This window comes from Tidjanibacter massiliensis, assembly GCF_900104605.1.
Lineage (GTDB): Bacteria > Bacteroidota > Bacteroidia > Bacteroidales > Rikenellaceae > Tidjanibacter > Tidjanibacter inops.
Genome location: NZ_LT629960.1, coordinates 837353 through 862215, shown reverse-complemented (window position 1 = coordinate 862215; position 24863 = coordinate 837353). Strand labels below are relative to the sequence as shown.

Below are 24863 nucleotides of genomic sequence, written 5' to 3'. Positions count from 1 at the left end.
GGCTACATTTTTTCGTATTTGGCATATAGGACGGTCAGCGTCGCCGAAGGTTTGCAAAGGTATTGCACTTTGGTCGAGAGCCTCGTTCGGTAAGTGGCATCGGCATACCATCCGGCGAACCGCATCCCTGCGCTGTACTGCGGGGCCCGCAGGGTGCATCCGTTTTCGTAACAGGCGATGCGCAGGGTTCCGTCCTCCTGGCGCAGGTAGTACGGAGCACCGGTCACCGTGAGCACTTCATCACCGTAAGGCACGGCCCGGACCTCGTTGGCCAGCATGTGCCGGAAGGTGTAGGTCTTGCGGAATCCTCCGTCATCGACCAGCAGCACGTCGTACTCTATCCATCCGTTCGCTTCGGTCACGACGGGCGGATTGTAGATTACCGGCAGGGAGTTTGGGCCGTTCTGATTCCACAGGGCGATCGTCCCGGTCTGTCCGTAAGGATTGGTGTTGAACTTGAAACAGGATGCCACGCCTTCCCGGAGCGTCACCGTGCCGCTTATCTTGCGGCCGGCCGTATTCCCGGCAATGTCGAAATGCAGATTCCACGCCTTCGAGGGGATGCAATAGCCGGAGAGTGCTGCGTCGGAGTTCTCCAAATCGTCGTACACGTCGAGCGTGTAGCACTGCACGCGGGTGTCCACCTCGCTCTCGCCCTCGATGGTGATGTCGAGCGAATAGCGGGTATTGCGGCGGACGTTGAAATCCGTCGTGTTGTTCTCCCCGAGATATACCCGGTATTCGAGTACCTTGTTTTCCCGCACGGCCCGAATCATCAAATACGCCGCATACTGCGGGGCATGGTCGGCATCCTTCAGCCGCTGGTCGGTAACGGAGGCAACGGTTCCCTGACAGTTCTGCGGCATGTACAGTTCATCCGTATAGCGTCCTTGTCCGTCCATTACGATACTCCGGTTGCTGGAGACATATTCGTCTTCCTGCGTCGAAGGAGCCGTATCGCCGAAGACCGCTCCCCGCCGGGGTATGTTGCAGACTTGCAGCGACACGATTTCCACACCATTCATAGCGGGAGCTGCGGAAATGCTGTACGTCACTTTCGCCATATCCCTTTCGAGTTCCAGCGGCGGCAACGTCACCTGATTTCCCGGCTGCTGCTCGATTTGAAGTTCCCGCATCGCCGACATCGGCAAGCTCCGAAGCCCGACCATAAAGTTTACCGTCCTGTCAGTAACTTGCGCATACTGCAATTCCCCCAGATCGGCATAGGCATTGGCGATGACATAGAGTTCGTAGTTTCCCGGAACGCAATTAAATTCCAGCTCCATAGACGTAAGATAGCTGTGCAGAACCAGCTCTCGGGAGTAGGCATCGAAAAGATAGACGTTCAGGTCGTTTACCGTGTCTTCATCCGCCGCACGTGTTACGCACTCCATCTGCCCGGCCTGTACGGGCATAACGACCCGTACCTGCCCTTCGGGGATGTTCCGCTCCCCGGCGGGCTGTATCTCGCGCGAGCAGGCGGCACATCCCGCAGCGACGAGGCCGCAAAGAATAATCATTGATTTGAGTTTCATCGGAAGTTAATTTTTGAGGGTTATCGATTTTGTTTTATACGGCATCGTCCGACTCCACGAGTCGGAAAGAGCACTCCGCTTCCTGTTGCTGCCCGAAGTTGTCGGTTACGATAAAGCGCAGGGAGGGGTCGTCGCTGCCCGTTGGCCGGTACCAGAGCGTAAAGCGCCACGCCAGCGGGTCGGAAACGTCCAGGTCGGGAACCACGCGCAGTTCGTATTCTTCGCGGTCCGTGTAGTACATCCCGCGCGAATCGCGCAGCGTGCCTTTTCCGTCGGTCTGTACCCAACTGAATCCGTACTCCGCGCCTGCGTAGTCGCCCTCGCGCTCCAGAGTGAAGCGTATCTCCACCTCTTCGCCCGGTGCGACCTCTGCGGGCAGCGGCCAGGTGGAAATTTTGAAAGAATACTTCTGCCGGACCTCGATGCCGTCACTGCAGGCTGCCGCCAGAAGTCCTGCGCACAGCAGGCAGGCGGCCGTTCATACGTGTGTTTTCATCTGTGTTGTTGTTTGTGTTAGAATTTGTTGTCGTTGCACCAGGCCGCCAGCCGTCGGTCGTCGTACATGGCGCTCGGTTTCCCGCACCGCTCCAGATGTTCGATGACGAGCGGTCGGGGCAGTATGCCCCGGCAGACATAGGTCGAACCGCAGGGTGTGCCTTTCGTGGCGGAGTATTCGATACGTCGGTCGAACATCAGCAGCTGCAGCTGAACTCCGGCCAAAGCCCGCATACAGCTTCCGTTGCTGAAAGTGTTGTTCGAAAGGAGCAGGGCGAAAGGCTTACCCAGAGCGATGCACCGACGCAGAATCTCGGTCTTACGGCTGTACGGCGGGTTGGAAAGCAAAATATCCCAATGCGGTGGTTCGAAGTTGAAGAAATCCTGTCCCCGGGACAGATGCGACCATACGCAGCGGATGCCGAGTGAGCGCAGGGCCCGGACATATTCGCTGTATTCGGTATCGAAAGGGCATCATACGATTTTGTCGCGTGGAATATATTTCAAAACAGGAACTACCGCATAGTGCGGCGTATAGTATTCGTCGCCGGGACGTTTGTAGATACGTGCGATTTCCATAGCGATTGACGTAGCTTTAGTTGATGATGAAGCGTATCCCGACGGATACGGTGGTGCGGAAGAGTGTGACGGAGGAACCTGCGGTGATGCGTTGTGCCACTTCCAGCGACAGAGCTACCCGGTCCGAAAGAAAGGCGGACAGTTCCGCCGAGAGCGCTCCTCCCCACAATACGGCATTGTCGTTTACCAACCGTGCCCCGTCGTAGAGTGTCCTGCTGCGGCCGCCGACTGTTTCATAGCCGACCAGCAGGGTCCCGCCCGCAGATACGCGGACGTGATAGCCCCGGTCGTGCAGCAGGTGGACGTAGTAGCCGACACCGGCCAGGTATTGTCGCTGGGGTACGCACTGCGGGCCGTAGCGGAAGTCGCGGTGCAGATATTCGACTCCGAACTTCCAATGTGTGCGGTTCCGGTTTGTCCGCTCCAGCGCTATGGCCGTACCCCATGCGTACTCTCCGTACCGGCTGCATACGCTCAGTCCGTCCACCGTTCCTGCCTGCATGTGTAGTGATAGCTGGCGGTGCAGGTCGCGCTGTGCTGCGACCTCGGTTGCCGGGCAGATGCCGAGGAGCAGAAAAAATGCGGTGATAAGTCCTTTCATGTCTCTTGCGTTGTTATCGGGATTCGGGAATAGGTTTGGCGGCGAGGATGTCTCGGTTTTCGACACGGAGACTTTGGTGGCGTCCTCCGCCTCGCTCATAAATATCTATGTGCAGAGCTTTACCGTCGGGAATGGTCATCTTGGGAATGGCCCACACGGTACGGCCCGTCTTGCCCGTGTCGATTTCGGACAGGGGGTGCAGGCGGCGGACGGGAATGATTTCTATATCCTGCACGGCCGTGCGGCGGGGCAAGCGTTTGTCCCGAACATACATGCGGATATGGTCTATGTCGAAGGGTATGCGGCTGTCATTGCGCATTTCGATACCGAAATAGAGCCATCCCTCGCTGTCGATATAGATTCCTGTGAGAAGCGTTTGCAGTCCGTAGCGCTTGTAACCGATATGTTTAATCTGCGGCTTGTCATTGTTGTAAATTTGTTCCGTCGCACTGTCTATGCGAGCTGCGTCATCCCCGTCCAGCGCATCGAGGCGCACAGGTACCGTCGGCGCTTTCCCTTCAGGAATTTGCGCTTGCAGGTCGTTCATAATGCGTATCGAGAGCTGCCCGGGGTCATCGGCATACCGCACGTCGAAAGCGTAGAAGCAGCCGTCGGCGGTGATAACCGTCAGATTGGTTTCTGCCTGAAAGTCGCGCACGGCAGCTTTCAGTCGCACGACGTTGGCCGCTCCTGCGGCTTTGTCGGCGATGATATCCGTCGAACCGAGGTCCACGTACTGCACGGGGGCAGGGAAAATCAGGTGCGTGGTCTTGTTGAACGACACTTCGACCTGACGGGGTGTTATCTCCGACTGCGGTATCTGGGCCTGCCCGCTGCGACCTGCGCAGAGGCAGAGCAGAAAGACGATGTATCTTTTCATGGCTATTTTTCGATTTTACTGTTCCGAGACAAGAAAAAGCGTGTGTCCCGCTTTGAGCGTTATTCGCACTTCGCGCAGTTTGGCCGAGAGGTACTTCGTGCCTCCCGAGAGGAGCGAGCGGGTAAGGTCTGAAGCGATTTGCTGACCTGCACCGCGTGTCACCGTAATCCCCGAGCCGAGGTTGTTGCCGGCACTCGCCGCTGCCTCTTTGAGTGCCGAGCGCTCTGCGGTATCGGGAATGAAGAGTCCCGGCTGGCCGTCCGTATCGTAGGCCGTAAGATTGACAGTGAGAAGTCCGGCGTCGGATGCGAGCGACTGCACCCGGATACCGAGCCTTTGGCCGCTGATTGTGGCCGTGCCGTAGATTATCGTTCCTTCCGGCAGGAGGGTCTCTCCGGCCTGCACCCGGTCGAGCAGCCGCAGGCGTACCCGCTCCCCGGCCGCGATGCGCTGTTCCCCGGCGATGCAGGCATGAATCATACCGGTCGGAGTCGTCGTATCCGGTCCCACTGCGGTACGGAATGCCCGGTTACGGGGTATGTCCGGCAACGTGTCGGGCAGGGCGAGCGTGGACACTACCGATGTTACGGGCCGCACGACGGTTATCTGTTCCGCCGGACTCACGGTCGCAGGTACGGATGCCGCAACAGGTTCTCTGCCGTCGGCAGCACCGTTAGGGAAGTAGCGGGCCGCCAATGCATAGCTGCGCTCCAGTACCTCGTCTGCCGTAGGATGTTCTACCGACGGAGACGTCCGGCTTTCCAGGCGGCGGGTCAGCTCCTCGACCTGCCGCTGCAAATCCGCGACACGAGGATCCTCAGCAGGTGTCGGACGGTAGAAGGAGGCTATCTGCCGGTTCAGCGTCCGGTAGGTATCGTGCGAGGCGTCGATGGCGCTTGCTCCGGCTCCGGGTGTCGGCGAAGTTTCTATCCTTGTCATACTGTCCGAAAGCAGCGTGTCCTCGGAGAAGTCTTCCAGCGACCGTACTTTGTCCTGCCACAGCTCCTGCCGGTGTATCTCTTCATAAACCTTGCGTTTATCAGCGTTCATTTCGCTCACTGTCGCATCGGGAATCGACGTATCGAAACCTTCGAACATCTCGTTGCCGGGCGTCTTCTCCTGCGGGGCGTAGAGCATCCACAGAAAACCGCCGCACAGGGCCGTCATCGCACCGATGGCAAGTCCGGAGCGCAGGTGCTGCCATGCCTTTTGTTTGGATGCCTGCTGGGACTCTTTACCGGGTTGTGTCGCTGCCATAACATACGGAGTTTATCGAGGTGCTGTCTGTCATATCGGTAATCAGCGGTACGGGATGCAGGTGTTCGATGCGGCCGCGCAGCCGTTCCCTGCCCGAGGAGATGTCCCGCAGCGTAGTGAACAGATTCAGCGTCAGCAGTGCGAGCAGCAGGCCTGCGGCAGTCCATCTCCTCTGTTGCGGAGAGAGCGCATCGCAGCGGTGCCGCACTCCCTCTGCGGCCCGTCGCAGCCGCTCCCGGAGATGTTCGAGATTATTTTTCATGGTTTGTGAGGTCTTTGTTTTCCGTTACTATGAAATTTTCAATGAGGAATCCCTGGGGATTGCTGTCCGAACGCTGGGTGTTGCGCAGCGTGCAGTGCGTCACGAGACTGCGGAGCGTGCGGTTGCTGGCGCGGACGATATGCTGCCGGGCATAGGTTACAACCCGGTAGGGATAGCTGTCGAAGTCGCAAGCGATGCTGTCCACTTCTATCCGCTGGATAATGTCGCCTCCGATGATGCGGTTGTAGTAGCCCCGCTCTGCCAGGTTGCGGTAGTAGGCGTAGGCGCTGCCGTCGGCCAGGGCCAGGGCACGTGCGACGTTGCTCTCGATGGCCTCTTTGTCCGGAGCCAGCGAAAAGAACAGTTCGTGAAAACGGCGCACGTGTTCGCGGGCTTCGACCGGGCGGTTCTGCGCGGCATCCTGTGCGAGGGCCAGCATCAGACTTTTGCCCTGGTCGAGTACGTAAATCTTCTGCCGCTGCCGCTCGGCGAAGTCGTAGCTTCGCCACAGGGCGACGGCCGTCAGCAGCGTGTTACCTGCCAGGACGAGCACGACGACGAGTCGTATGCGGTCGAACGCGCTCTGGATATTGGTCAGTGTCTTGAACTCCATGATTGTAAGATTGAGGATGTGCGATATTTCGGGTATGCCCCGCCGCATTGCCTGCCGCAGCTCCGGCAGTTCCGGCAATATAGCCGCCCAGGGCACTGGCCCCCGCATTGATGCGGTGCTGATACATGCCTCCGCCGCCCGACTGGATAATCCAGCTCGCCACGGTCGGGATGAAGAAGTAGCCGACGATACCGATGATGAGAAAAATGCAATAGACCGTATTGCTTCCGTCAGGGATGAAGTCGGGGTCGCGCAGCTGTTCGATGTCCTGCGAGAGCATCAGGGTCTGCAGACGCGAGAGCATGGCCCCGAACAGGTCGCTCACCGGCAGCCAGAGCGAGATGCCCACATAACGGGCTATCCATGCCGTCAGCGTGGACTGGAATCCGTCATATACGGAGATGGCGAAAGCCAGGGGCCCCAACAGCGCGAGGACGATGAGGAAGAACGTGCGCAGGGTATCCACCGCGAGGCCGGCCGCCTGAAAGAACAACTCCAGCAGGCTGCGGAACCATCCTCGGACCGCTTCTCCGATGTTGTACGCCGTTCGTTCGGCGTACATCCCGGCCATGACCGCCAGGTCGCGGGGACTTCATCCCAGCTCATCGAGCTGACGGTCGAACTCTTCGTCGCTGACCAGATAGGCCGTTTCCGGATTGCGGAGCATCGCCTCGCGCTGAAGCTGGTCCTTCTCTTGCTGGAAGCGATGCACATTGAATGTTTCGTATTCCATGAGCGAGGCCGTCGCGCGGTTCACCGGCCGAAGTATTCCGTCGATGGAGCCCAGCACCAGCGTCGGAAAGAACATGATGCACAAGCCCAGCACGAAGGGCCGCAGCAGCGGAAAGACGTCGATGGGCTCGGCGCGGGCCAGCGACTGCCACACGCGGTAACCTACGTAGAGCATGGCTCCGATGCCCGCGACGCATTTGGCCACGACAGCCATACTGCCGCATTGTACGAGCATGTCGCCTTGCAGGTTGCGAAGGAGCTGGTGCAGATTGTCCCAGTGTATATCCAAAGGCATTACCATAAGAGGATGAGAATCGAAAGGTTAATAATAGCGTTCCTGCTGCGAACCGTACAGGGCTGCCACCCGCGCTGAATCGCCGGCGGCCTTGCCGCGAAGGTAGGAGACCGATATTGTCTTGCGGGTGTAATAATGGAGCAGATTGCGGTAACGTGTTATGTCCCGATACACCTTGTCTATCATCTGCATCCGTTCGTAGTCGTTCATGCGCAGCGTCGTGACCGATGTCAGCTGTTTCAGCTCGTCCAGCAGATAGCTGCCCTCGGAGAGCAGCAGCGTATATCCCGAGGCGATGGCGGTCAGCTCCTCGGCCGAGAAATTGCTGTCCGCGAGCATCTTCCGGAAGTTGTTCACGTAGATGTCGGACATCTCGCCGACCATCAGCACGCATTGCTGAACCTTGCGGGCGTCACGTACCAGATTGTTCACCGAGCGCAGGGCGTCGAAATACTTTTTCCCCTGTTCATAGATTTTGACCGTTTCTTTGAAGTTATTCAGCATGTGCGAAGCGGTCGTCGCCGTTTCGATCACCTCATTGGTGCTGTTCACAATGCTCTGAGCCAGATTGGAGGCATCGAATGTCAGCCACTGTGCGTGGGCCGCCGTCGTTGAAAGAACGACCAGCAGGGTCAGCAGCAACCGCCGGGGATGTTTCAGTGTCGTCGTATTTCCGTGTTCGTGTTTCATCGTTTATCGTTTTTGTTCTTCGGCCCGCCGCGCGGCGGCGAACTCCCGCAGTGCTTGTTCCATATCACCGCCCGCACGGGCTGCCAGGCGTTGTACTTCCACTTTCTCGCGTTCTTCGGTCGTATAACACCCGTACTCTTCATCCGATACTTCAACTGCATAGACGGCCGACCGTACGCCTCCCAGTCCTATTCATACCTCCTTGTATTGCCGGGTGGGATCGTTGGCAAGATTCAGGGATAGTATCTGGTCGCGGGCCTTGTCCGTGAGACCGAGCAGGGACTGCACCTGGTCGAAGCGGTTCACGTATTTGCGCATGTCGAGCAGAATCTTGCAGTCGGAATTGTTCAGGATGGTGTTTTTGATAATCGGGGATGTCAGGTCGTCGAGCTCCTGCGTGACCACCACCGCCTCGCCGAAGAACTTGCGGCACGTGCGGTAGGTGTACTGCACGAAATCGGCCATGCCGGTTTTCATCAGGGCTTTCCACGCCTCCTCGATGACGAGCATCTTGCGCTGCCCCTGCAAGCGCCGCATCTTGGAGATGAAGAGCTCCATGATGATTATCGTCACCACGGGAAACAGGATGGGATGGTCTTTCACGGCATCTATCTCGAAGACGATGAACCGCTTCTGCAGCAGGTCGGGATTCTGCCGGGCGTTGAGCAGATAGTCGTACTCGCCCCCTTTGTAGTAGGGTTCCAAGACGTTGAGAAAACCGGCGATGTCGAAATCCTTCTCTCGGACCTTCTTGGCCTTCAGCACGGCGCGGTAGTCGGTCTTCACGAACTCGTAAAAGGTGTCGAAGGAGGGCTCGACGGCCGCATCGCACTCCAGATGTTCGATGTAAAGGGTAACGGCGTTCGAGAGGGCTACCTCCTCGGCCCGGCTCGGAGCTTCGTCCTCCCGTTTCCAAAGAGTCAGCAGCAGTGTCTTGATACTCTCTTTCTTTTCCAAATCATAAACTCCGTTTTCCGAATAAAAGGGGTTGAAGGTGATGGGTTCCTTTTCGGAATACGTATAGTAAATCCCGTCCCGCCCGCCGGTAGTGCGGTGAATGAGCGTGCACAGTCCCTGATACGAATTACCCGTATCGACCAGCACGACGTGCGTGCCCTGTTCATAATATTGACGGACCAGATGGTTCATCATAAACGATTTGCCGCTTCCCGAAGGCCCGATGACACATTTATTTCTGTTGGTCGTGATGCCTCGCCTCATCGGTTCGTCCGAGATGTCCACGAAGACAGGACGTCCGGTCTGTCGGTCTGCCAGGCGGATGCCGAAAGGCGACGGCGAAGAGCGATAAGCAGTCTCTTCTGTGAAGAGGCAGAGCGCTTGCTCGGCGAACGTGTAGAAAGACTCCTCGGCCGGGAATCCTCCTTCGCCGCCCGGGATGGCGGCCCAGAAGAGTGTCGGCGTGTCGATGGTATTGTAACGCGGGTTGCAGCCCATACGGGTAATCTGCGCTCCCACCTCGTTGCGGACGGCCCGCAGTTCCTGTTCGCTGCGGGCCCAGGCCAGGACGTTGCAGTGCACCCGAACGGGCAGCAGGTCCTGCGAATGGGCCGCATTCAGATAGGCGTCTATCCACTGTTTGTTGATGGCGTTGGCCCGCGAATAGCGCGACAGGGCGTGCAGCGTCCGGGCATTTTTCTCGAAGCGCTGGAGAATCTCGGCCGGGCTGTCCAGAAAAATCATCTGGTTGTAGATATGCTCGCACGGAAGCAGGATACCCACGGGTGCGGCGAACGAAAGCAGGCAGTCGCTCCGCTCGGTAGAGAGCCGGTCGTAGCGATAATCCGTGCCGACGAGGGCCGGCAGGTCATCCAGCTCGGAGAGCGTGTACAGCGCGAGTATCTTATCGCCGACGGTCATACGGTCGGAATCCAGCCGGATGTCCTGCAGCCCGGGCGTCTCCGACCCCGAAAGCGTGAGATAGCGTTCGATGATGCCCGCGTGCCCGCGGGTGCCTGTCAGCTCCCGGTCGCGGAGTCGCCGCAGGCTGACCAGACCGCTGTCAGCGAGGATACGCTCGAACTGTCCGACGGCTTCGGTGAAACCTTGCAGCGTCTGGGCGTCCGTCATCGGTGCCGGGACGATACGGCCCCGGCAGAGCATCGACAGGTCGCTCCGGCGGCGGCTGCGCTCCCGTGTGGTCTTGGTCAGAAACAGGTAGCAGGTGTGGGCGAAGAACTCGCGCTCGTTGAAATGTCGTTCGAATGACCGTGCCAGAAAGCTCAGGTCCTCCTTTTGCAGTTCAGGCCGGTACTGTTCCCGCAGAAAGATATCTTGTTTATGCACGATGCAGTATTCGGGCAGCACGCGCAGGGCCTTGAGTCACGCCTCGTGCAGGGCTTCGTACTCCTCGGCCGAGAGCGTGTAGAGCTCCGGCAGCAGGACGGCGAATGCCGCCGTGATGTCGGCATCTTTGGACAACAGGTAGTCGTTTTCGACGGCCAGCAATGGAAGTTTACTCTCCAGCGTGGCGGTTTTCAGGATATTTTCCATACGTATCGTTGTTAATGTGAAGCATCGTCATCACGCTCCGGCGCGAGGCAATGCGGCGGGGGCGCCGGCAGCGGGCGACTCTTTTCATCAGCCCGTGTTCCCCGTAAACGGCGTTCAGACGGAATGTAAGCGCCGTGGCTCCGGCTCCCACCGCGAGGCCCAGCGTCAGGTAAGCGGCCGTACTCATTCCCGCCAGGCGGCAGACGACGATGAGTAGAACGTCGAAGAGCAGGCCTCCGGCAAAGAGGAACAGGTAAGGGCCTCGCAACCCCTTGAACTCGGGTCCGCGTCCCACGCCCTTGTGTATCTCGTATTCGGCCATCGCGTTACAGGAAGAATGAGCGCAGCACCGTAGCCGCGACGATAAGAAAGATGCAGGCGCCGAACCAGCTCGCCGCCGTTTTGCCTGTGTCGGGGTCCCCGGAGGAGAATTTCTGGTAGGTGCGGATACCGCCGATAAGTCCGACGATGGCACCTACGGCATACGTGAGTGTAACGGCCGGCTCGAAGTAGGACTGCACCATGCTCGTGGCATCCAGCAGTCCCTGGACCCCGGTACCGCTCTGTGCCCGGAGGCTGCCCGTCGTTCACAGCAGCCACAGGCTTGTTATGCTGAGTTTCTTTTTCATTGTCAGGTGGATTTTTGTCATCGTTTCGAAGATAGGGGCAGGCGGCCCGTGGCCGGCCCGCCCCGCAATATGCCGAAAGGTTACCTTCAGCTCGAATCGAAATACGCTCCCATAGGTGTCGTTTTTTTAGGTTAAACAATCTCTTCGGCGGAGGTGTCCGCCGCTTCTGCCTGGTCGAGAAACCGGGCGATGCGGTCGTCGCTGCCGCTGATGCTTTCCAGCAGCGAAGTGTAAATCTGCGTATCCTGAACGCTCCGCACGGCCCGCACGAGTGCGGCGCGGTGTTCGGCGGCGACCTGCTGTCCGTTGCACAGACGGATTATCCACTCCAGTTCGCGGGGACCTATCCCTTGTCCGCAATCGTGCAGCCCCGGGGATGCGCTCTCCATGACCGCGTCGTGCGGTGCCTCGGTGTCGGAAGGAGTCTGCCCGTCGTCCGGCTGCTCTGCAGACGGTTTTTGGCCTTGCAGCGTGCTGCGCAGGTAGTCGTCGTAAAACGCTATCCGAACAGGGTCGGTGAACATCTCCGGCAGCCGCCCGGAGGATTTTCCGGCAGTTGCGGAAGCAAAGGTATCGCCTGCGGCGGCGGATTCTCCACCCTGTCGTGCGTTGGCGCTCTTTGGCGCAATATGGCGGAGGCTCCCGCCGCGCGGGACCAGGTCGTCTTCCGGGACCGAAGCCGTATCGCGGCGGAAAGGGTCCTTCGCCTGCGGGACGTCGGCAGGGACACCCGTCTTTCGCGCCCAGCGCTCCAGCAGCTCTGCCAGCCGACGCAGCGGCCGACCGAAGAGCAGCGCATCCAGCCGCCGGGCGAACAGAAACCGGTCGAGGAACAGGTAGCAGAACAGCAGACAGAAAATCCCTCCGCCGAACCATTTTAACACCGTCCCCGCGTCCATCGCTGAAGCGGGTAACGGTATTCCTCCAGATGCGCCGCAACGAGGTTGCGCACGACGGACGACACGCTGCCGCCTGCCGGGGCCAGCTCCCGCAGCAGGGCCGACAGACGCTCATGTTGTGCGGGGGTAAGATACACGGCACGCCGGCCGCCGAACGAAGGATGCGGTTTGAGAAAGCGGGACCGGTAGCGCTCCGGAGTGATGCGCCAGGGCAGGTAACGCGCCCGCACCGTCGTCCGATACCGCTGCCGATGCAGTCAGCATCGCAGGAGTACGAGCAAGAGAAGCACCGAGGCCGCAGCACCCAGCACCGTGAACCACGCGGCGCACTGCGCATGCGTAGCAAACCAATTTACAACCGATTCGTGCATATTAAAAAAGTTTATTCAAATCCTTCGAGCAAAGTTGTCTTATCCGTTCGCCATACTGCTCGAAATGGTATGCGAGGATGTTGTCGATAAAACTGCCGACCGTCAGGTTCCGCTTGCCGAGAAGCCCGATAAGAGCGGTGATTTTGCGGTGCAGCGCCCGGTCGATATAGACTCCCTGCCGTTCGTTGCAGGGGCGCGATACAAGAAAACGTGCCGTGTAGTCGTCGCACGGAAGGTGCAGGGCGCTTTTGCTGCGAGGCAGCGTGTGCTCCGGTCGCTCCGACGGGAAGGTGCCGTGTGCTGCGGCATCCGGACCCGTTCCTGCCATGAGGCTGCGCAGGTACTCTTCGTCGAGCCTCTTATCCGTTTCGTCCTTCATCCTTCGGGTCGAGATTCAGTGCGAGGCACAGTTCATTCATCAGGTCTGCAAGGCCGCACTCCCGGGCCAGCGCCGCATCGGGAGGCAGCAGCGTCGAACGGCCTGCCCAAGTGCCGGGCACCAGGTCGCGGCCCAGCGCCGCACGGACGGGAATGCGGCTGTGCAGCAGCCGCAAGCCGAGCTGGGAGATGCCCGTAGCATAAATGTCGTACAGACGGTTGCGCTCGCGGCGGTCCTCCAGGTTCCAGAACAGAAAGATGCCCCGCAAGCGCGAGGCGCCCGTGGTGATAAGGCGGTCGTTGAGCGTCGCGGCGAAGTTCAGGGAGCTCTCCAGCACCATGCGGTCCGCCTTGAGCGGCACGACCAGATAATCCAGGGCGGCCAGCGTCGAAAGAACGCCTTCCGTGCCCATTGTCCCCGGCAGGTCAAACAGTACCGCCTGACAGCTTTCCTGCTCCCGGGCAGCATACTGTTCCCATTCCCGGAGTGCCGTCTGCGGGCGGGCCGCAAGGACCGGGTAAGGCTGCCGGTCCAGACGGCCGAACTGCGCCTCCAGCCGCTGCCGCACGAGTGCCGAGGCCTCGGCTGAAGCCGTATCGCGCTGCCGCTGCCGAAGAACGGAATACTGCGGGTAGTCGCAGTCTATCACGGCCACGCGAAAGCCGCGCACGTAATGCAGTCACGAGGCCGTCAGAATCGTAAAGGTGGATTTGCCCACGCCGCCTTTTTGACTGGCAAATGCGAAATGAACGGGACGTGTTTCCATAAAGATGAATCGATGAATAAGTGAATGAATAGGTGTTCGTACGAATGTCCGTCTGTCTTTTCAGCTGCGTATTCGTCCCGACGGACGGATAGCTAAACAGCTATGCAATTATTCAGCTATGCGGCTATCCGAATATTCAGCTATCCGCACGGATACGGACATAGCCGGACAGATGGATAAACGGCCGAACAGGGTGCAAAGTAAATATGCCGGCAATAGGATTGTACGGGGCCTGACAGCCGTGGCACGTGCTGGCGCTCTTTGGCGCAGAATGGCGAGGGCTGAAAAGTTACATTTCCGGCAAACGGGCCGTATCTTTGCAGCGGGAAATCCCCCGCAAAGGGACATGTCGGAAAATCTCACGATTTTCCTCCTTCAACCGGCCCTGCGGCCGGTTTTATTAGCACACGCTAATAGCAAGGGGTACTTTCGGCCGCCCGAAATAAATCCGGCCGCCCGAAAGGGCCGCGCAGAAACTCTGCACGGCCGACGGTTCTCCCGAGTCGAACCTTGAACACGATATGATATGCCGATGCGAAACACGAACAGAAATGCCGCCGGACGCAAAGTGCTGTCCGACCCAAAGACACACAGGTACTACCTGAAGCTCAACGACGAGGAAAACGAACGATTCCTGTCGATGATGCGGCAGACACAATACCGCCGTGCGGCGGATTTTATCCGTGCACGCCTCTTCGACTGACCTTTTCGCGTTGCCGTGCGCGACCGCAATACGCACGATTTTCTCGTCCGTCTGACCGAATTTTACGAACAGTTCCGGGCCGTCGGGCGAAACTACAATCAATGCGTCAAGGCCATTCACACCATCTACGGCGAGAAGAAAGCGCTCGCTTTTCTCTACAAACTCACCGCAGAAACCCGGAAACTGGAACAGCTTATCACCGAGGTCGTGCGCCTCACGCGGGAAATGCAAAAATGGTATAAAGAGCGGGAAAACGAGGGTAAAACAGGCAAGGATGTTGCAAGTCAATAATCGTAGCAAAAAATAGGTTTTTAGCGGATTTTTGCTTATATTTGTATGATATATATTCAGTATCGAATGGTATTCGGAGATTGGAGACAGAAAAGTAAGGGGCTGACCGTATCGCCGTCATTGTTATGGGAATATGACATGGAGCGGTTCGATTGGCAGAGAATGCGCGTGGTAGTGATGCAGCGTGTCATAGAGCGCGGGTCGGACGAAGACATGTACGCTGCGCTCCGGCTTTACGGCGGATTCCGAAAAGTTCGGGAAATAGTAAAGGAAATTCCCGTCCTCGCTCCGATAGATATGAACTTCGTATGCCTTGTGTTCGGACTGAAAAAGGAGGAACTGAAATGTTACACACGCAGACTGTCCAGAGAAAAACTTTTGAACTCTTAACGAAGTTAATGCAAGACCCCATGCTGCAAGGATTCAACCTTGCCGGTGGAACGGCTTTGGCCTTGTATATGGGGCATCGCATGAGTATAGACCTCGACCTGTTTACTCCCGATGAGTTCGATACTGAACGTCTGGACGCCTATCTGACAGAACACTACGGTCTGCACACGACGTTCAAACGTAACTTTACACTCAAGGGTATCATCGACGGAGTAGCTATCGACTGCATACGCTATGCCTATCCGTATCTTGCACCCGTAACGGTCGAGAACGGCATACGCCTATATTCAAAACAAGATATAGCGGCCATGAAACTATCGGCCATAGCCGACAACGGTACTCGTTTGAAGGATTTTATCGACATAGCATATCTTTCGACTCTTATGTCTTTGGAGGAGATGCTGACGGCTTATGACACCAAATTTCCTAATTCCACACGTTTAAGGGCGATAAAAGGACTTGGGTATTATGAAGACATAGATTTCAATGAGCCTATAATGTTGTTGGAAGGGAAATTCGAATGGAAAGCCATCGCACAGCGATTGACCGACATGGCCAAACACGATACCGAACTTTTCGACATGCCGCCTGTCAGAAAAATAGGAATACCGTCCGTTTCTCCGAAAAAGAAAACCTCGAAACCGAAAATATAAATCGCGCATGATTCCCACCGTGAGCTACGGCAGCAACTTTTACGGAGTGCTTGCCTACAACAATCTGAAGGCCGAGGCGGGCAAGGGCGAGGTGCTGTGAACGCAGGGCCTTGCCCGCAAGTCGGACGGCGGCATCGACCTTGCCGACTGCCTCGACACTTTCCGGCTCTTTGCCGACTGTAATCCCAACGTCCGTAAACCGGTCATCCATTTTTCGCTCTCTCCAGCACCGGAGGATAACCTTTCCGACGGTCAGATGGCCTATCTCGCTCGTGAATTTATGGAGCGCATGGGTTACGACCGCCAGCCGTACATCGTCTTCCTGCACGAAGATACCGGACGACGGCACCTGCACATCGTCTCGGTCCGGGTGGACGAAGAGGGACACGAACTGCCGTACCGTTTCGACCTGAAACGGGCAATGGCACACTGTCGGGAGATGGAACGCAAGTACGGCCTGCGCCCGCCACAGGCCGGGGAAACGACCGCCGAAACTCTCTCATCGCTTCGCAAGGTCGAATATCCCTCGGACGACTTTACGGCACGGCTTCGCAGTACGGCACGGGCCGTCATCGAAAGCTACCGCTACCATTCGCTCGGCGAGCTGAACACAGCTTTGGAGCTCTTCAATATCCGCATCGAAGAAGTACGGGGACAACACGCCGGACAGGAGTTTCACGGACTGGTGTACGGTGTCCTCGACGATAATGACCGGCGCATCGGCCCCACCGTCAAAGCCAGCAGGCTCGGCCCCGCTTTCGGCTGAAAGTCTATCGAAAAGCGCATCGCCCGCAATACGGCAGTTCTCAAGGCCAATCCTCATTCGCTCGATACGCTGCGGAGTGCCGTCCTCTCCATACGGACTGTGTCGTCCTCCGAAGAGGAGTTTGTCCGGCAGCTTCGTAAACAAGGCATAGAGGCCATATTCCGCCGCACGGACGAAGGCCGCATCTATGGCGCGACGTTCATCGACCGAACCGAGCGTTTGGCCGTGAACGGTTCGAGATTAGGGCGGGAGTTCGCCGCCCGTACATGGAACGAATGGCTGGATAGATTCCGCCCGGAGCCGGTATCCGATACAGTGCCTGCACAGGAACAGTCCGGTTGCCCGAACTCCCGTATGGAGGAAGTTTCATTCGGAATACCGCAGCAGCCACCGTCCCTTTTCGAAGAACTCCTTTCAGCGGGAGCGGAAACCTTCGGAGAACTGTTCGAACCGCTGCCGCCACGACACGAAGAGTATATAGACCCGGCATTCCGGCTTGATTACAAAAAACGCAAGAAGAAAAAACGCAAGCATATCAAATTATAAAACCTCATGCAACAGGAAGATGACCTGCGCGGTCTGGCCAAGACCGCCGATTTCATGCGCGGAGTGAGCGTACTGTTTCTCGCCGTGCACCTCTATTGGTTCTGTTACGGCACGCTGGCAGAGGCGGGCTGAACCAATGCCATCGTCGATAAAGTTCTCGCAGGCTTTCAGCGCACGGCGGGACTTTTCTCCTCGCCTCTTTATACCAAGCTCTTCTGCCTGCTCTTATTAGCGCTCGCCTGCGTGATGAACTCCGGTGTCAAGAAGAAGTCCGTTACCCGCCGAAGTATTCTGTGGCTCCTTGCAGTCGGAGGAGGGCTGTTCTTCGGCAACGGTCCGCTGCTCGACCTGCGGCTGTCCGCAGCCCTGCGGACACTGTTGTATGGGCTGACGCTCCTTGCAGGGTATCTCTGTCTGATGGCCGGCAGTCTGCGTATCTCGCGGCTGATGAAGAGCCGCCTGCTCGAAGACCCGTTCAACGAGGAGAACGAGAGTTTCATGCAGGAAATGCGTCTGAAAACGAACGAACACTCCGTTAATCTGCCGACACGTTTCCGGTATAAGGGAAAGCTGCACACAGGCTGGATAAACGTAGTCAATCCCTTCCGTGCGACCATCGTACTCGGAACGCCCGGCTCCGGGAAGAGTTATGCGGTCATCAACAACTACATCAAACAGTCCATCGAACACGGCAGCGCGATTTATCTGTACGACTTCAAATTCCCGGATCTGAGCCTTATCGCCTACAACCACCTGCGGACGCATCTGGACGGATACACGGTAAGGCCCAAGTTCTATGTCATCAACTTCGACGACCCGCATCATTCGCACCGCTGCAACCCGCTGGTGCCGGAGCTGCTGACCGACATCGCCGATGCTTACGAAGCCAGCTATACGGTGATGCTGAACCTGAACCGCTCGTGGACGGAAAAACAGGGCGACTTCTTTCCCGAAAGCGCCATCACGCTCTTCGCAGCAATCATCTGGTATTTGAAAATCTACAAGGACGGCCGGTACTGCACTTTTCCGCACGTGATAGAATTGCTCAACCAGCGATACGAAGACGTATTTACGATTCTTTCGACATACCCGGAATTGGAAAACTATCTTTCGCCATTCATGGACGCATGGAAAGGCGGGGCGGCCGAACAGCTGCAGGGGCAGATAGCCTCGGCCAAGATACCGCTTTCGCGTCTTATATCTCCGGCCTTGTATTGGGTGATGTCGGGAAACGACTTTACGCTCGACCTGAATAATCCGAAGGCACCGAAAGTCCTTTGCATGGGGAACAATCCCGACAGGCAGAGTATCTATGGCGCCGCACTGGGATTATACAATTCCCGCATCATCAGACTCATCAATCAAAAAGGAAAACTCAAATCGGCGGTTATCATCGACGAGCTGCCGACTATCTATTTTCGCGGACTGGACAATCTTATCGCTACCGCACGTTCCAATAAGGTCGCCGTATGCTTAGGATTTCAGGATTTCTCGCAACTCAAACGCGACTACGGTGAGCGGCAGGCGACGGTCATCATGAATACCGTCGGCAACATCTTCTCCGGACAGGTGGTAGGCGACACGGCGCGTATGCTCTCCGAACGTTTCGGGCGTATCGTACAGCAGCGCGAATCCATGAACATAAACCGCAACGAAACATCCATGTCGGTCAATACCCAACTCGACAGCCTGATTCCTGCGGCGAAGATATCGAACCTGTCACAGGGAATGTTCGTAGGCGCAGTGGCCGATAACTTCGGAGAGGAGGTCAGACAGAAGGTGTTTCATACGCAAATCGTCGTCGATAACGAGCGGGTGAAGCACGAGGAGAAAGCCTATAAGCCCCTGCCGGAAATCTATTCGTTCAGGGATGAAGAAGGACGCGACACGATGCAGCAGGAAGTGCAGGACAACTACCGTCGCATCAAAAAGGAGGTCGAACAAATCATACAGGACGAACTCAAACGCATCGAACAAACGCCGGAGCTGGCTCACCTACTCAAAAGCGAAGAGAAATAGACCGGAGGAGCAAACAATAAAAGGGCGAGAAATTTGTTATATTACTAAATATTGGTAACTTTGTAAAGAGCAATATCGAAAATATGAAAACGACATCGGTTGCATTGGGAAGTTATTTCGACGATTTTATCAAATCGAAGATTGCGCAGGGACGCTATAACAATGCCAGTGAAGTGGTCCGGGCCGGTCTGCGGCTGCTGGAGGAGAATGAAAACAGATTCATGGAGCTTAAGACGGCCATCGAAGAGGGCATCGGCAGCGGCGAAGCGGTCGGTTTCGATGCACAGGAACATCTTAAGACACTGAAAACGCAGCGGCAGAATGGCTAAAGTTCGCTTTACCAACAAGGCGGTCGAAGACCTTTCCGAGATTTGGAATTACACGTTCGACAAGTGGTCCGAATCCCAGGCGGATATCTATTATACTTCACTTGTTTCCGCCTGCCGGAAGGTGGCGGACAATCCTTTCCTGTTCGGACAGACCTACCGTAACATTCGGGAGGATTTGTTTGGATACAGGTGTCACAAACATATTATCTTTTACCGTGTTTTGGAAAACAGGGATGTTGAAATCATCAGAATCCTGCACCAGCGGATGGACTTGGAAAACCGGATGAATGAATCTAAAGATTAAAGACGAGATAACAATAACAGTCAGATATATATTGGTAAGAAACTAAATAATCTTTAATGGTAAATTGCAATATCTGCCCCCATCATAGTTATCAAAAAAATTTGATATATTTGTATTATAAATGAGTGTGACATAACTATATTAAATGCTGACGCAAAAAACATATATTGATTTATTTTCTGGTTGTGGTGGCCTTTCTTTAGGACTGCATAACGCTGGCTGGAAAGGTGTTTTTGCTATTGAAAAAAATCCAGACGCTTTTAAAACATTAGAATATAATCTTATCAATAGGTTACATCATTTTGATTGGCCCCATTGGCTTCCACAAAAGGCACTTGATATTAATGAATTACTAAAAACTTATAAATCTCAATTACAATCTTTAGCAGGTACTATTGATATGGTAGCAGGAGGGCCTCCATGTCAAGGTTTTTCTATGGCAGGTCGTAGAAATGAATTAGATATAAGGAACCAGTTAGTTAATTCATACATTCGATTCATCAAATTGGTAAAGCCCAAGCTAATCTTTTTTGAAAATGTAAAAGGATTCACGTTGAGTTTTCAAAAGAATAAGGATAAAGGTATTGCTTATTCTGAATATGTAACCGAAAAATTAAAGGCTGCTGGTTATCAGGTCTATGGAGAATTAGTAAATTTTGCAGATTATGGAATTCCTCAAAAAAGAGTCCGTTTTATTTTAATTGGTATTCAAAAAGAAATAGCTGGTAATAACAAACTTATGGCTAAAAGTTTTTTTGAAAGATTACAAGCAAACGTAATACATTTTTGTAATGAAAAAAATATCGCTATAGATACAACTTTAGAAGATGCTATTTCCGATTTACTTATGGCCAATGGAACGTATCAAGCACCAGATATGCCGAAGTTTAAAATGGGGATTTACAAACCTGCCAAAACGCAATATCAACAATTTTTAAGACAAGACGTACAGTCTATTAATCCAGATAGTCATAGATTTGCGAATCATAGTCAAGCGATTATTAGCAAATTTACTGCAATACTGGCTACAAGTAGACGAAATAAAGATTTGGAACAAAATTTAAGAGAATTGTATAATATAAAAAAACATACTATTATTCCACTGGATGGACAAACCCAATGTCCCACAATTACAACTTTACCAGATGATTATATCCATTATTGCGAGCCTCGCATATTAACTGTTCGTGAATATGCTCGCATACAGTCTTTCCCAGATAATTTTGAATTTAAAGGAAAGTACACTACAGGAGGGAAGGTTAGGACACAAGAGGTTCCGCGATATTCCCAAATTGGAAATGCTATACCACCATTGTTTAGCGAACAAAGTGGTATCATTTTACAACAAATGATTTGAGAGCAATATGAGTGATAAATTAACATTCAAGACAAATATACAATTAAAGAGTATTATTGGTAAGGATCTTATCAATGATGATAATATTGCTATATTGGAACTTGTGAAAAATGCTTTTGACGCTAATGCTAAAAAAGTAACCATCACTTATTCGCATCTTAAATCAAATGATGATAATGTGACAGCCACCTATTCCGATAATACATCTCGTTTAATAATCCAAGATGATGGCATTGGAATGAGTATGAATGATATTAAAAATAAGTGGCTAAATATTGCATATTCTGAAAAGAAATCTCGCACAAGACAATATAATCGTTTAATGGCTGGCGCGAAAGGGGTGGGACGTTTCTCTTGTGATAGATTGGGACAGTATTTAAATTTATATACAAAACAGAAAGGTTCTCCCAAATATATTTTATTGCAAATAGACTGGAAAGATTTTGAGGTTGAAGACCAAAATAAAGAAATTCAATCGGTACCTCTCTCTATTTTTCATTTAACTAGTGAAGACCTACGAAATAGAGGTATTTCTCCTTTTGAAAAAGATCAAGGAACTTGTCTTGAAATTATTCATTTGAGAAGCTTGTGGACTAACCAAGAATCTAGTGGTGTTTGGAATACAGACAAATTGGTTAAGTTAAAGAAGTATTTAGAAAAACTTATAAATCCAAATCAAGCTTTTGAAGCACAGAATGATTTTGGCATTTTCTTAAATGCATCTGAATTTTCGGTTGAAAATAAAAATCTCCCTAAAAATGAGCAATTTATAGGTCGTATTCAGAATAGGATTTTTGAAAAATTAGATTTTAAAACTACTAGTATTGAATGTAGAACTATCAACGAGGGGACTTTAATATATACTGAACTAAAAGATCGAGGAGAAACAATTTTCAGCATAAAAGAAAAGAATAATTATTTCCCCTGGGTAAAACAGGCTAAACTTACTTTATATTATTTAAATCCATATTCCAAGGCTTTCTTTACGAAACAAACCGGAATAAGGTCTATTGACTATGGTTCAGTATTTCTCTTCATTAATGGCTTTCGCATACCACCATTTGGTGATATCGATAATGATTGGCTTAATTTAAATCAACGAAAAACACAAGGTACAAGCCGTTATATTGGGGTTCGAGAAATTGTAGGTAACATTGAAATTTTAGATACGGATAATGATTTTCAGATTATATCAAGTCGGGAAGGTATTGTTAGAAATGAGAATTTTTTGAAATTAACCAATTCTAAAGGTAATGACAGTTTTATATTTAAAGCTTTAAGACGTCTAGAACGGTATGTTGTAGAGGGTATTGATTGGGACAGATTACCTAAGCAGCTGGATGAATCATATAATCAGATTGAAAAAAAGATTCTATCAGGAGAATTTACCGAAAACGATGTAATCTATTATGAAGACGATAGAATTAAACGTCAACGGATATATGCTTCAATTCATGGTATTATTTCCGCACGTCCAGAAGACGTTGAGGCGTTATATATTAATGAAAATCTTATTCTTGATAAAATTGAAGAAGAGAAACAGAAATCTGAACGAGAAATAGAGCAGTTATTGCATGATTTTGAAACGAAGAAAATAGATATAAATACAATTAATCGTATTCTATCACACAAAGCGGAACAAAGCAAGGAACTTGAGAAACAGTTGAAGGAGTTTGCTAAATATGAAACAACACCAGCTACAGCCAAGGCAATATTGGAGTTGCAGCAATATAAGGAAACAATTAAAAGACAGGAAAAGATTATCGAGGGCTTAAGAGCTGAATTAGAAGAGTTACAACAAAAACAAGCCGTTGCTCAGATAGAAAATCAACAATTACAAAAATTACACTTAGAAGCTGAAAGGAAAGTTGCTCAAATAGAAAAAGAGAGGAAGGAAACAGAGCAAAAATTATATATAGAGCAAACAAAAAATAAATATCTGGCATCAACGAGAGCCATGTCTTCTGATGAAGAATCATTTCACCATCTTATTAATAACTATTCTCAACAAGCAGACACGGCTCTTGTAAAGATTTCAAGAATTGCCAACAATTACGCACTGCCTAAAGAACTATTGGAAGCTATTGATAATTTGAGCCTATATGTAGGTAAAATAAACAAACTTACAGCTTTACTGTGTAAATCCGACATTAAAACATTATCTGAAAATGTATACATAGATATTCCGGCTTATGTACAAGAATATTTGACAGATTATGCAAATACAACGCAACGAATCAAGATAACTTTTGGGGAAAACAATGTAATCCTAAAACGCAATATTAGTATGCTCGATATATCAATCATTTTAGATAACTTAATTATTAATTCATTAAAAGCAGGGGCCTCCGAATTGTTTGTAAAATTTAGCAAGAATGAAATAGCCAATAAAGTATATATTGACTTTTCGGATAATGGTGATGGGGTTCAAGAACCAATGTTGTCTAATCCTCAAGCCATGTTTGAAGCAGGTGTAACAACCCGTTCTGGCGGTTCTGGCATTGGTTTAAGTTCCGTTAAAAATCTAATGGTCAACACCTTATTTGGCGATATAGAATTTATTGGTAATGGTTTGAATACTCTAAAAGGAGCAACTTTTAGGTTAATCTTCTGATTGCTATGGACAAGAAAATATGTGTCATCATTGATAATGATCCTCAGGAAGAAAATTTTAAGGAAAATATTTGTACCCCATTACGTCAGGAGTTTGATATTTCATTAATCTATATTAACCCGAACCATCCCGATTTTGAGGGAAATGATGGTATGCCTGATATGCAAAAAGTTAACGCTCACATCCACACAATATGTTCAAACTCAAAAATCCATATATTTGCTTCTGATCTTAATTATAACATTTCAACATTTTCAGGATTAGATATTATATCTGAATTTAGGACGTATAACAAGCGTACTCCTGTTATTTTATATTCAGCAAATATAAAGCGGGCTATAACATCTATTATAGCTCCATTTATGGAGAAACAGATTACTCCAGAGCAAGCCATTACACAAATTGAATTATTAACAACAATAAATAAATATGTTAATGGGAAAAGATATTATGAAGCAGTCATACGACTTATTAAGAAACCAGAGGATATCTTAACAGATATTTTATTACAGAATCTTAAAGAACACAGCGAGATTATATGCCAATCTTGTTATCCAAAATTTCAAGGACGAAATTTTGGAGAAATCGCTCATGAAATAGAATGTAATAGTCCTCACGGCATAGGATTTCAAAATAGTATTATTGAACAAACGTTAGCTTATCTTGCCGACATACACAATGAAGACAAGTAACATAATTTGTATTTATCCAAGCGATCAGACTACGGATTTTTTATCGCCTATTGTAAAGGTATTGGAATTATATGGGGCAAGTATATTTAGATTACAACCTAATGATTGTCCATATAATGACATAAAACGCAGAATTTATGAATCTGAATCCGGTACGCTTGTATTTTTCTTAGGACATGGCGCTGACAATCGATTATATGGAGCAATGGTAAATGGAAGTAAAGATATTTTTGTTAATTCAACTGAGAACGACATATTCAATGACAAAAATATTGTTTTGTTGGCCTGTAAGTCAAATGATTTTATACAATCATATCTAACTAAAAAAAGAACACAATACCCACCTCTTAATGCGATAGGATTCGGAATACTACCTACAGATTGGAATGATGTAATTGCTGAACGAGACGGCGATGCAATGGCATTTAATGGGATAATTGAGCAGGATATAGATTATTTCCGCACAACATTAGTTCAGATATTCTCTAGTACAATTAAGTATATTTTAGACAAAGGATTTTCTGTTAAAAAGTTTTATACCCATATTAAACTTAGACTCAATAAAGAGATAGCCACATTACTCACAGAAAGGCAAAAGATGCATTATAGTGAAATAGCTGCTCTTTTTCATCGCGTAAAAGAAGAAGTGTATTTTTATAGTCAGGATGAAAACTGATAAAATCGTAGATAATTTGTTGTAATTGG

Annotated in this window: 24 protein-coding genes and 5 pseudogenes; 12 read left to right on the top strand and 17 right to left on the bottom strand. The window is 51.7% G+C overall.

Going from position 1 to position 24863, the window contains the following annotated elements:
* Positions 1-2 precede the first annotated feature (2 nt).
* The 17 genes and pseudogenes from BQ5361_RS04785 to BQ5361_RS04705 all read right to left on the bottom strand — a co-directional run bounded on the left by BQ5361_RS04785 (position 3) and on the right by BQ5361_RS04705 (position 13383).
* Positions 3-1535, bottom strand: a complete 1533-nt coding sequence (locus tag BQ5361_RS04785) for a DUF4906 domain-containing protein (protein ID WP_083389229.1) — start codon at positions 1533-1535, stop codon at positions 3-5.
* Between the two features lie 34 nt (positions 1536-1569).
* The gene (locus BQ5361_RS04780) at positions 1570-1998 is read right to left on the bottom strand and encodes a DUF3872 domain-containing protein (RefSeq protein WP_257527353.1); all 429 of its coding nucleotides are present in this window, start codon (positions 1996-1998) and stop codon (positions 1570-1572) included.
* Between the two features lie 50 nt (positions 1999-2048).
* Positions 2049-2378, bottom strand: a complete 330-nt coding sequence (locus BQ5361_RS10560; RefSeq protein ID WP_052131146.1) for a hypothetical protein — start codon at positions 2376-2378, stop codon at positions 2049-2051.
* 247 nt (positions 2379-2625) lie between these two features.
* Complete coding sequence (locus tag BQ5361_RS04770; RefSeq protein ID WP_035474357.1) at positions 2626-3210, bottom strand: conjugal transfer protein TraO; 585 nt, start codon at positions 3208-3210, stop codon at positions 2626-2628.
* A gap of 13 nt (positions 3211-3223) precedes the next feature.
* On the bottom strand, positions 3224-4090 hold the full coding sequence (gene traN, locus BQ5361_RS04765) for a conjugative transposon protein TraN (RefSeq protein ID WP_035474356.1): 867 nt from the start codon (positions 4088-4090) through the stop codon (positions 3224-3226).
* Between the two features lie 15 nt (positions 4091-4105).
* A complete protein-coding gene (gene traM, locus BQ5361_RS04760; protein ID WP_035474353.1) occupies positions 4106-5347 on the bottom strand; it encodes a conjugative transposon protein TraM in 1242 nt (413 codons plus the stop codon).
* Positions 5325-5609 (bottom strand): TraL conjugative transposon family protein, encoded by a 285-nt coding sequence (locus tag BQ5361_RS04755; protein ID WP_035474351.1) that lies wholly within the window; start codon positions 5607-5609, stop codon positions 5325-5327. The genes traM and BQ5361_RS04755 overlap by 23 nt, the downstream gene beginning before the upstream one ends.
* Positions 5599-6222 carry a conjugative transposon protein TraK gene (gene traK, locus BQ5361_RS04750; protein ID WP_035474377.1) on the bottom strand — a complete coding sequence of 208 codons (624 nt, stop codon included), beginning with the start codon at positions 6220-6222 and terminating at the stop codon, positions 5599-5601. Before traK ends, BQ5361_RS04755 begins: the two co-directional genes overlap by 11 nt.
* Before the next feature lie 37 nt (positions 6223-6259).
* A pseudogene (traJ, locus tag BQ5361_RS10385) lies at positions 6260-7249 on the bottom strand (conjugative transposon protein TraJ); the annotation flags it as partial.
* A 27-nt stretch (positions 7250-7276) separates the two neighbouring features.
* Entirely contained in the window at positions 7277-7939 is a 663-nt protein-coding gene (locus BQ5361_RS04740; RefSeq protein WP_052131145.1) for a DUF4141 domain-containing protein, read from the bottom strand.
* A 3-nt stretch (positions 7940-7942) separates the two neighbouring features.
* Positions 7943-10450, bottom strand: a pseudogene (locus BQ5361_RS04735) (TraG family conjugative transposon ATPase).
* Entirely contained in the window at positions 10413-10772 is a 360-nt protein-coding gene (locus BQ5361_RS04730; RefSeq protein WP_052131144.1) for a DUF4133 domain-containing protein, read from the bottom strand. Before BQ5361_RS04730 ends, BQ5361_RS04735 begins: the two are co-directional and overlap by 38 nt.
* Before the next feature lie 4 nt (positions 10773-10776).
* Positions 10777-11034: pseudogene (locus BQ5361_RS04725) on the bottom strand (DUF4134 domain-containing protein); the annotation flags it as partial.
* 176 nt (positions 11035-11210) lie between these two features.
* Positions 11211-11978, bottom strand: coding sequence for a hypothetical protein (locus BQ5361_RS04720; RefSeq protein WP_035474349.1), 768 nt, complete (start codon positions 11976-11978; stop codon positions 11211-11213).
* Positions 11957-12208, bottom strand: coding sequence for a DUF3408 domain-containing protein (locus BQ5361_RS04715; protein WP_052131143.1), 252 nt, complete (start codon positions 12206-12208; stop codon positions 11957-11959). The genes BQ5361_RS04720 and BQ5361_RS04715 overlap by 22 nt, the downstream gene beginning before the upstream one ends.
* 142 nt (positions 12209-12350) lie before the next feature.
* A complete protein-coding gene (locus BQ5361_RS04710; RefSeq protein WP_052131142.1) occupies positions 12351-12728 on the bottom strand; it encodes a DUF3408 domain-containing protein in 378 nt (125 codons plus the stop codon).
* Positions 12709-13383, bottom strand: a complete 675-nt coding sequence (locus BQ5361_RS04705; protein ID WP_257527346.1) for a P-loop NTPase family protein — start codon at positions 13381-13383, stop codon at positions 12709-12711. The genes BQ5361_RS04710 and BQ5361_RS04705 overlap by 20 nt, the downstream gene beginning before the upstream one ends.
* A 637-nt stretch (positions 13384-14020) precedes the next feature.
* Here BQ5361_RS04705 and BQ5361_RS10835 point away from each other — a divergent pair.
* From BQ5361_RS10835 to BQ5361_RS04640, 12 genes and pseudogenes are all read left to right on the top strand, one after another.
* Positions 14021-14488, top strand: a pseudogene (locus BQ5361_RS10835) (plasmid mobilization protein).
* Between the two features lie 66 nt (positions 14489-14554).
* Positions 14555-14878 carry a DUF6922 domain-containing protein gene (locus BQ5361_RS04690; RefSeq protein WP_035474363.1) on the top strand — a complete coding sequence of 108 codons (324 nt, stop codon included), beginning with the start codon at positions 14555-14557 and terminating at the stop codon, positions 14876-14878.
* Positions 14797-15531: a nucleotidyl transferase AbiEii/AbiGii toxin family protein gene (locus tag BQ5361_RS04685; protein ID WP_317614669.1), complete on the top strand. Its 735-nt coding sequence runs from the start codon at positions 14797-14799 to the stop codon at positions 15529-15531. Before BQ5361_RS04690 ends, BQ5361_RS04685 begins: the two co-directional genes overlap by 82 nt.
* 133 nt (positions 15532-15664) lie before the next feature.
* On the top strand, positions 15665-16297 hold the full coding sequence (locus BQ5361_RS10380) for a relaxase/mobilization nuclease domain-containing protein (RefSeq protein ID WP_083389228.1): 633 nt from the start codon (positions 15665-15667) through the stop codon (positions 16295-16297).
* A 99-nt stretch (positions 16298-16396) separates the two neighbouring features.
* Positions 16397-16843 (top strand): hypothetical protein, encoded by a 447-nt coding sequence (locus BQ5361_RS10375; RefSeq protein WP_052131157.1) that lies wholly within the window; start codon positions 16397-16399, stop codon positions 16841-16843.
* Between the two features lie 6 nt (positions 16844-16849).
* A pseudogene (mobC, locus tag BQ5361_RS04670) lies at positions 16850-18862 on the top strand (conjugal transfer protein MobC).
* Positions 18863-18945: 83 nt separating this feature from the next.
* Entirely contained in the window at positions 18946-19191 is a 246-nt protein-coding gene (locus tag BQ5361_RS04665; RefSeq protein WP_035474567.1) for a type II toxin-antitoxin system ParD family antitoxin, read from the top strand.
* Positions 19184-19495 carry a type II toxin-antitoxin system RelE/ParE family toxin gene (locus BQ5361_RS04660; protein ID WP_035474569.1) on the top strand — a complete coding sequence of 104 codons (312 nt, stop codon included), beginning with the start codon at positions 19184-19186 and terminating at the stop codon, positions 19493-19495. Before BQ5361_RS04665 ends, BQ5361_RS04660 begins: the two co-directional genes overlap by 8 nt.
* A 145-nt stretch (positions 19496-19640) precedes the next feature.
* Positions 19641-20852, top strand: coding sequence for a DNA cytosine methyltransferase (locus BQ5361_RS04655; protein ID WP_071424945.1), 1212 nt, complete (start codon positions 19641-19643; stop codon positions 20850-20852).
* 7 nt (positions 20853-20859) lie between these two features.
* Positions 20860-23466, top strand: a complete 2607-nt coding sequence (locus tag BQ5361_RS04650) for an ATP-binding protein (RefSeq protein ID WP_071424944.1) — start codon at positions 20860-20862, stop codon at positions 23464-23466.
* 5 nt (positions 23467-23471) lie between these two features.
* A complete protein-coding gene (locus BQ5361_RS04645; protein ID WP_071424943.1) occupies positions 23472-24158 on the top strand; it encodes a hypothetical protein in 687 nt (228 codons plus the stop codon).
* A complete protein-coding gene (locus BQ5361_RS04640; RefSeq protein WP_143047500.1) occupies positions 24145-24834 on the top strand; it encodes a hypothetical protein in 690 nt (229 codons plus the stop codon). Before BQ5361_RS04645 ends, BQ5361_RS04640 begins: the two co-directional genes overlap by 14 nt.
* The last annotated feature ends 29 nt before the right edge of the window (positions 24835-24863 follow it).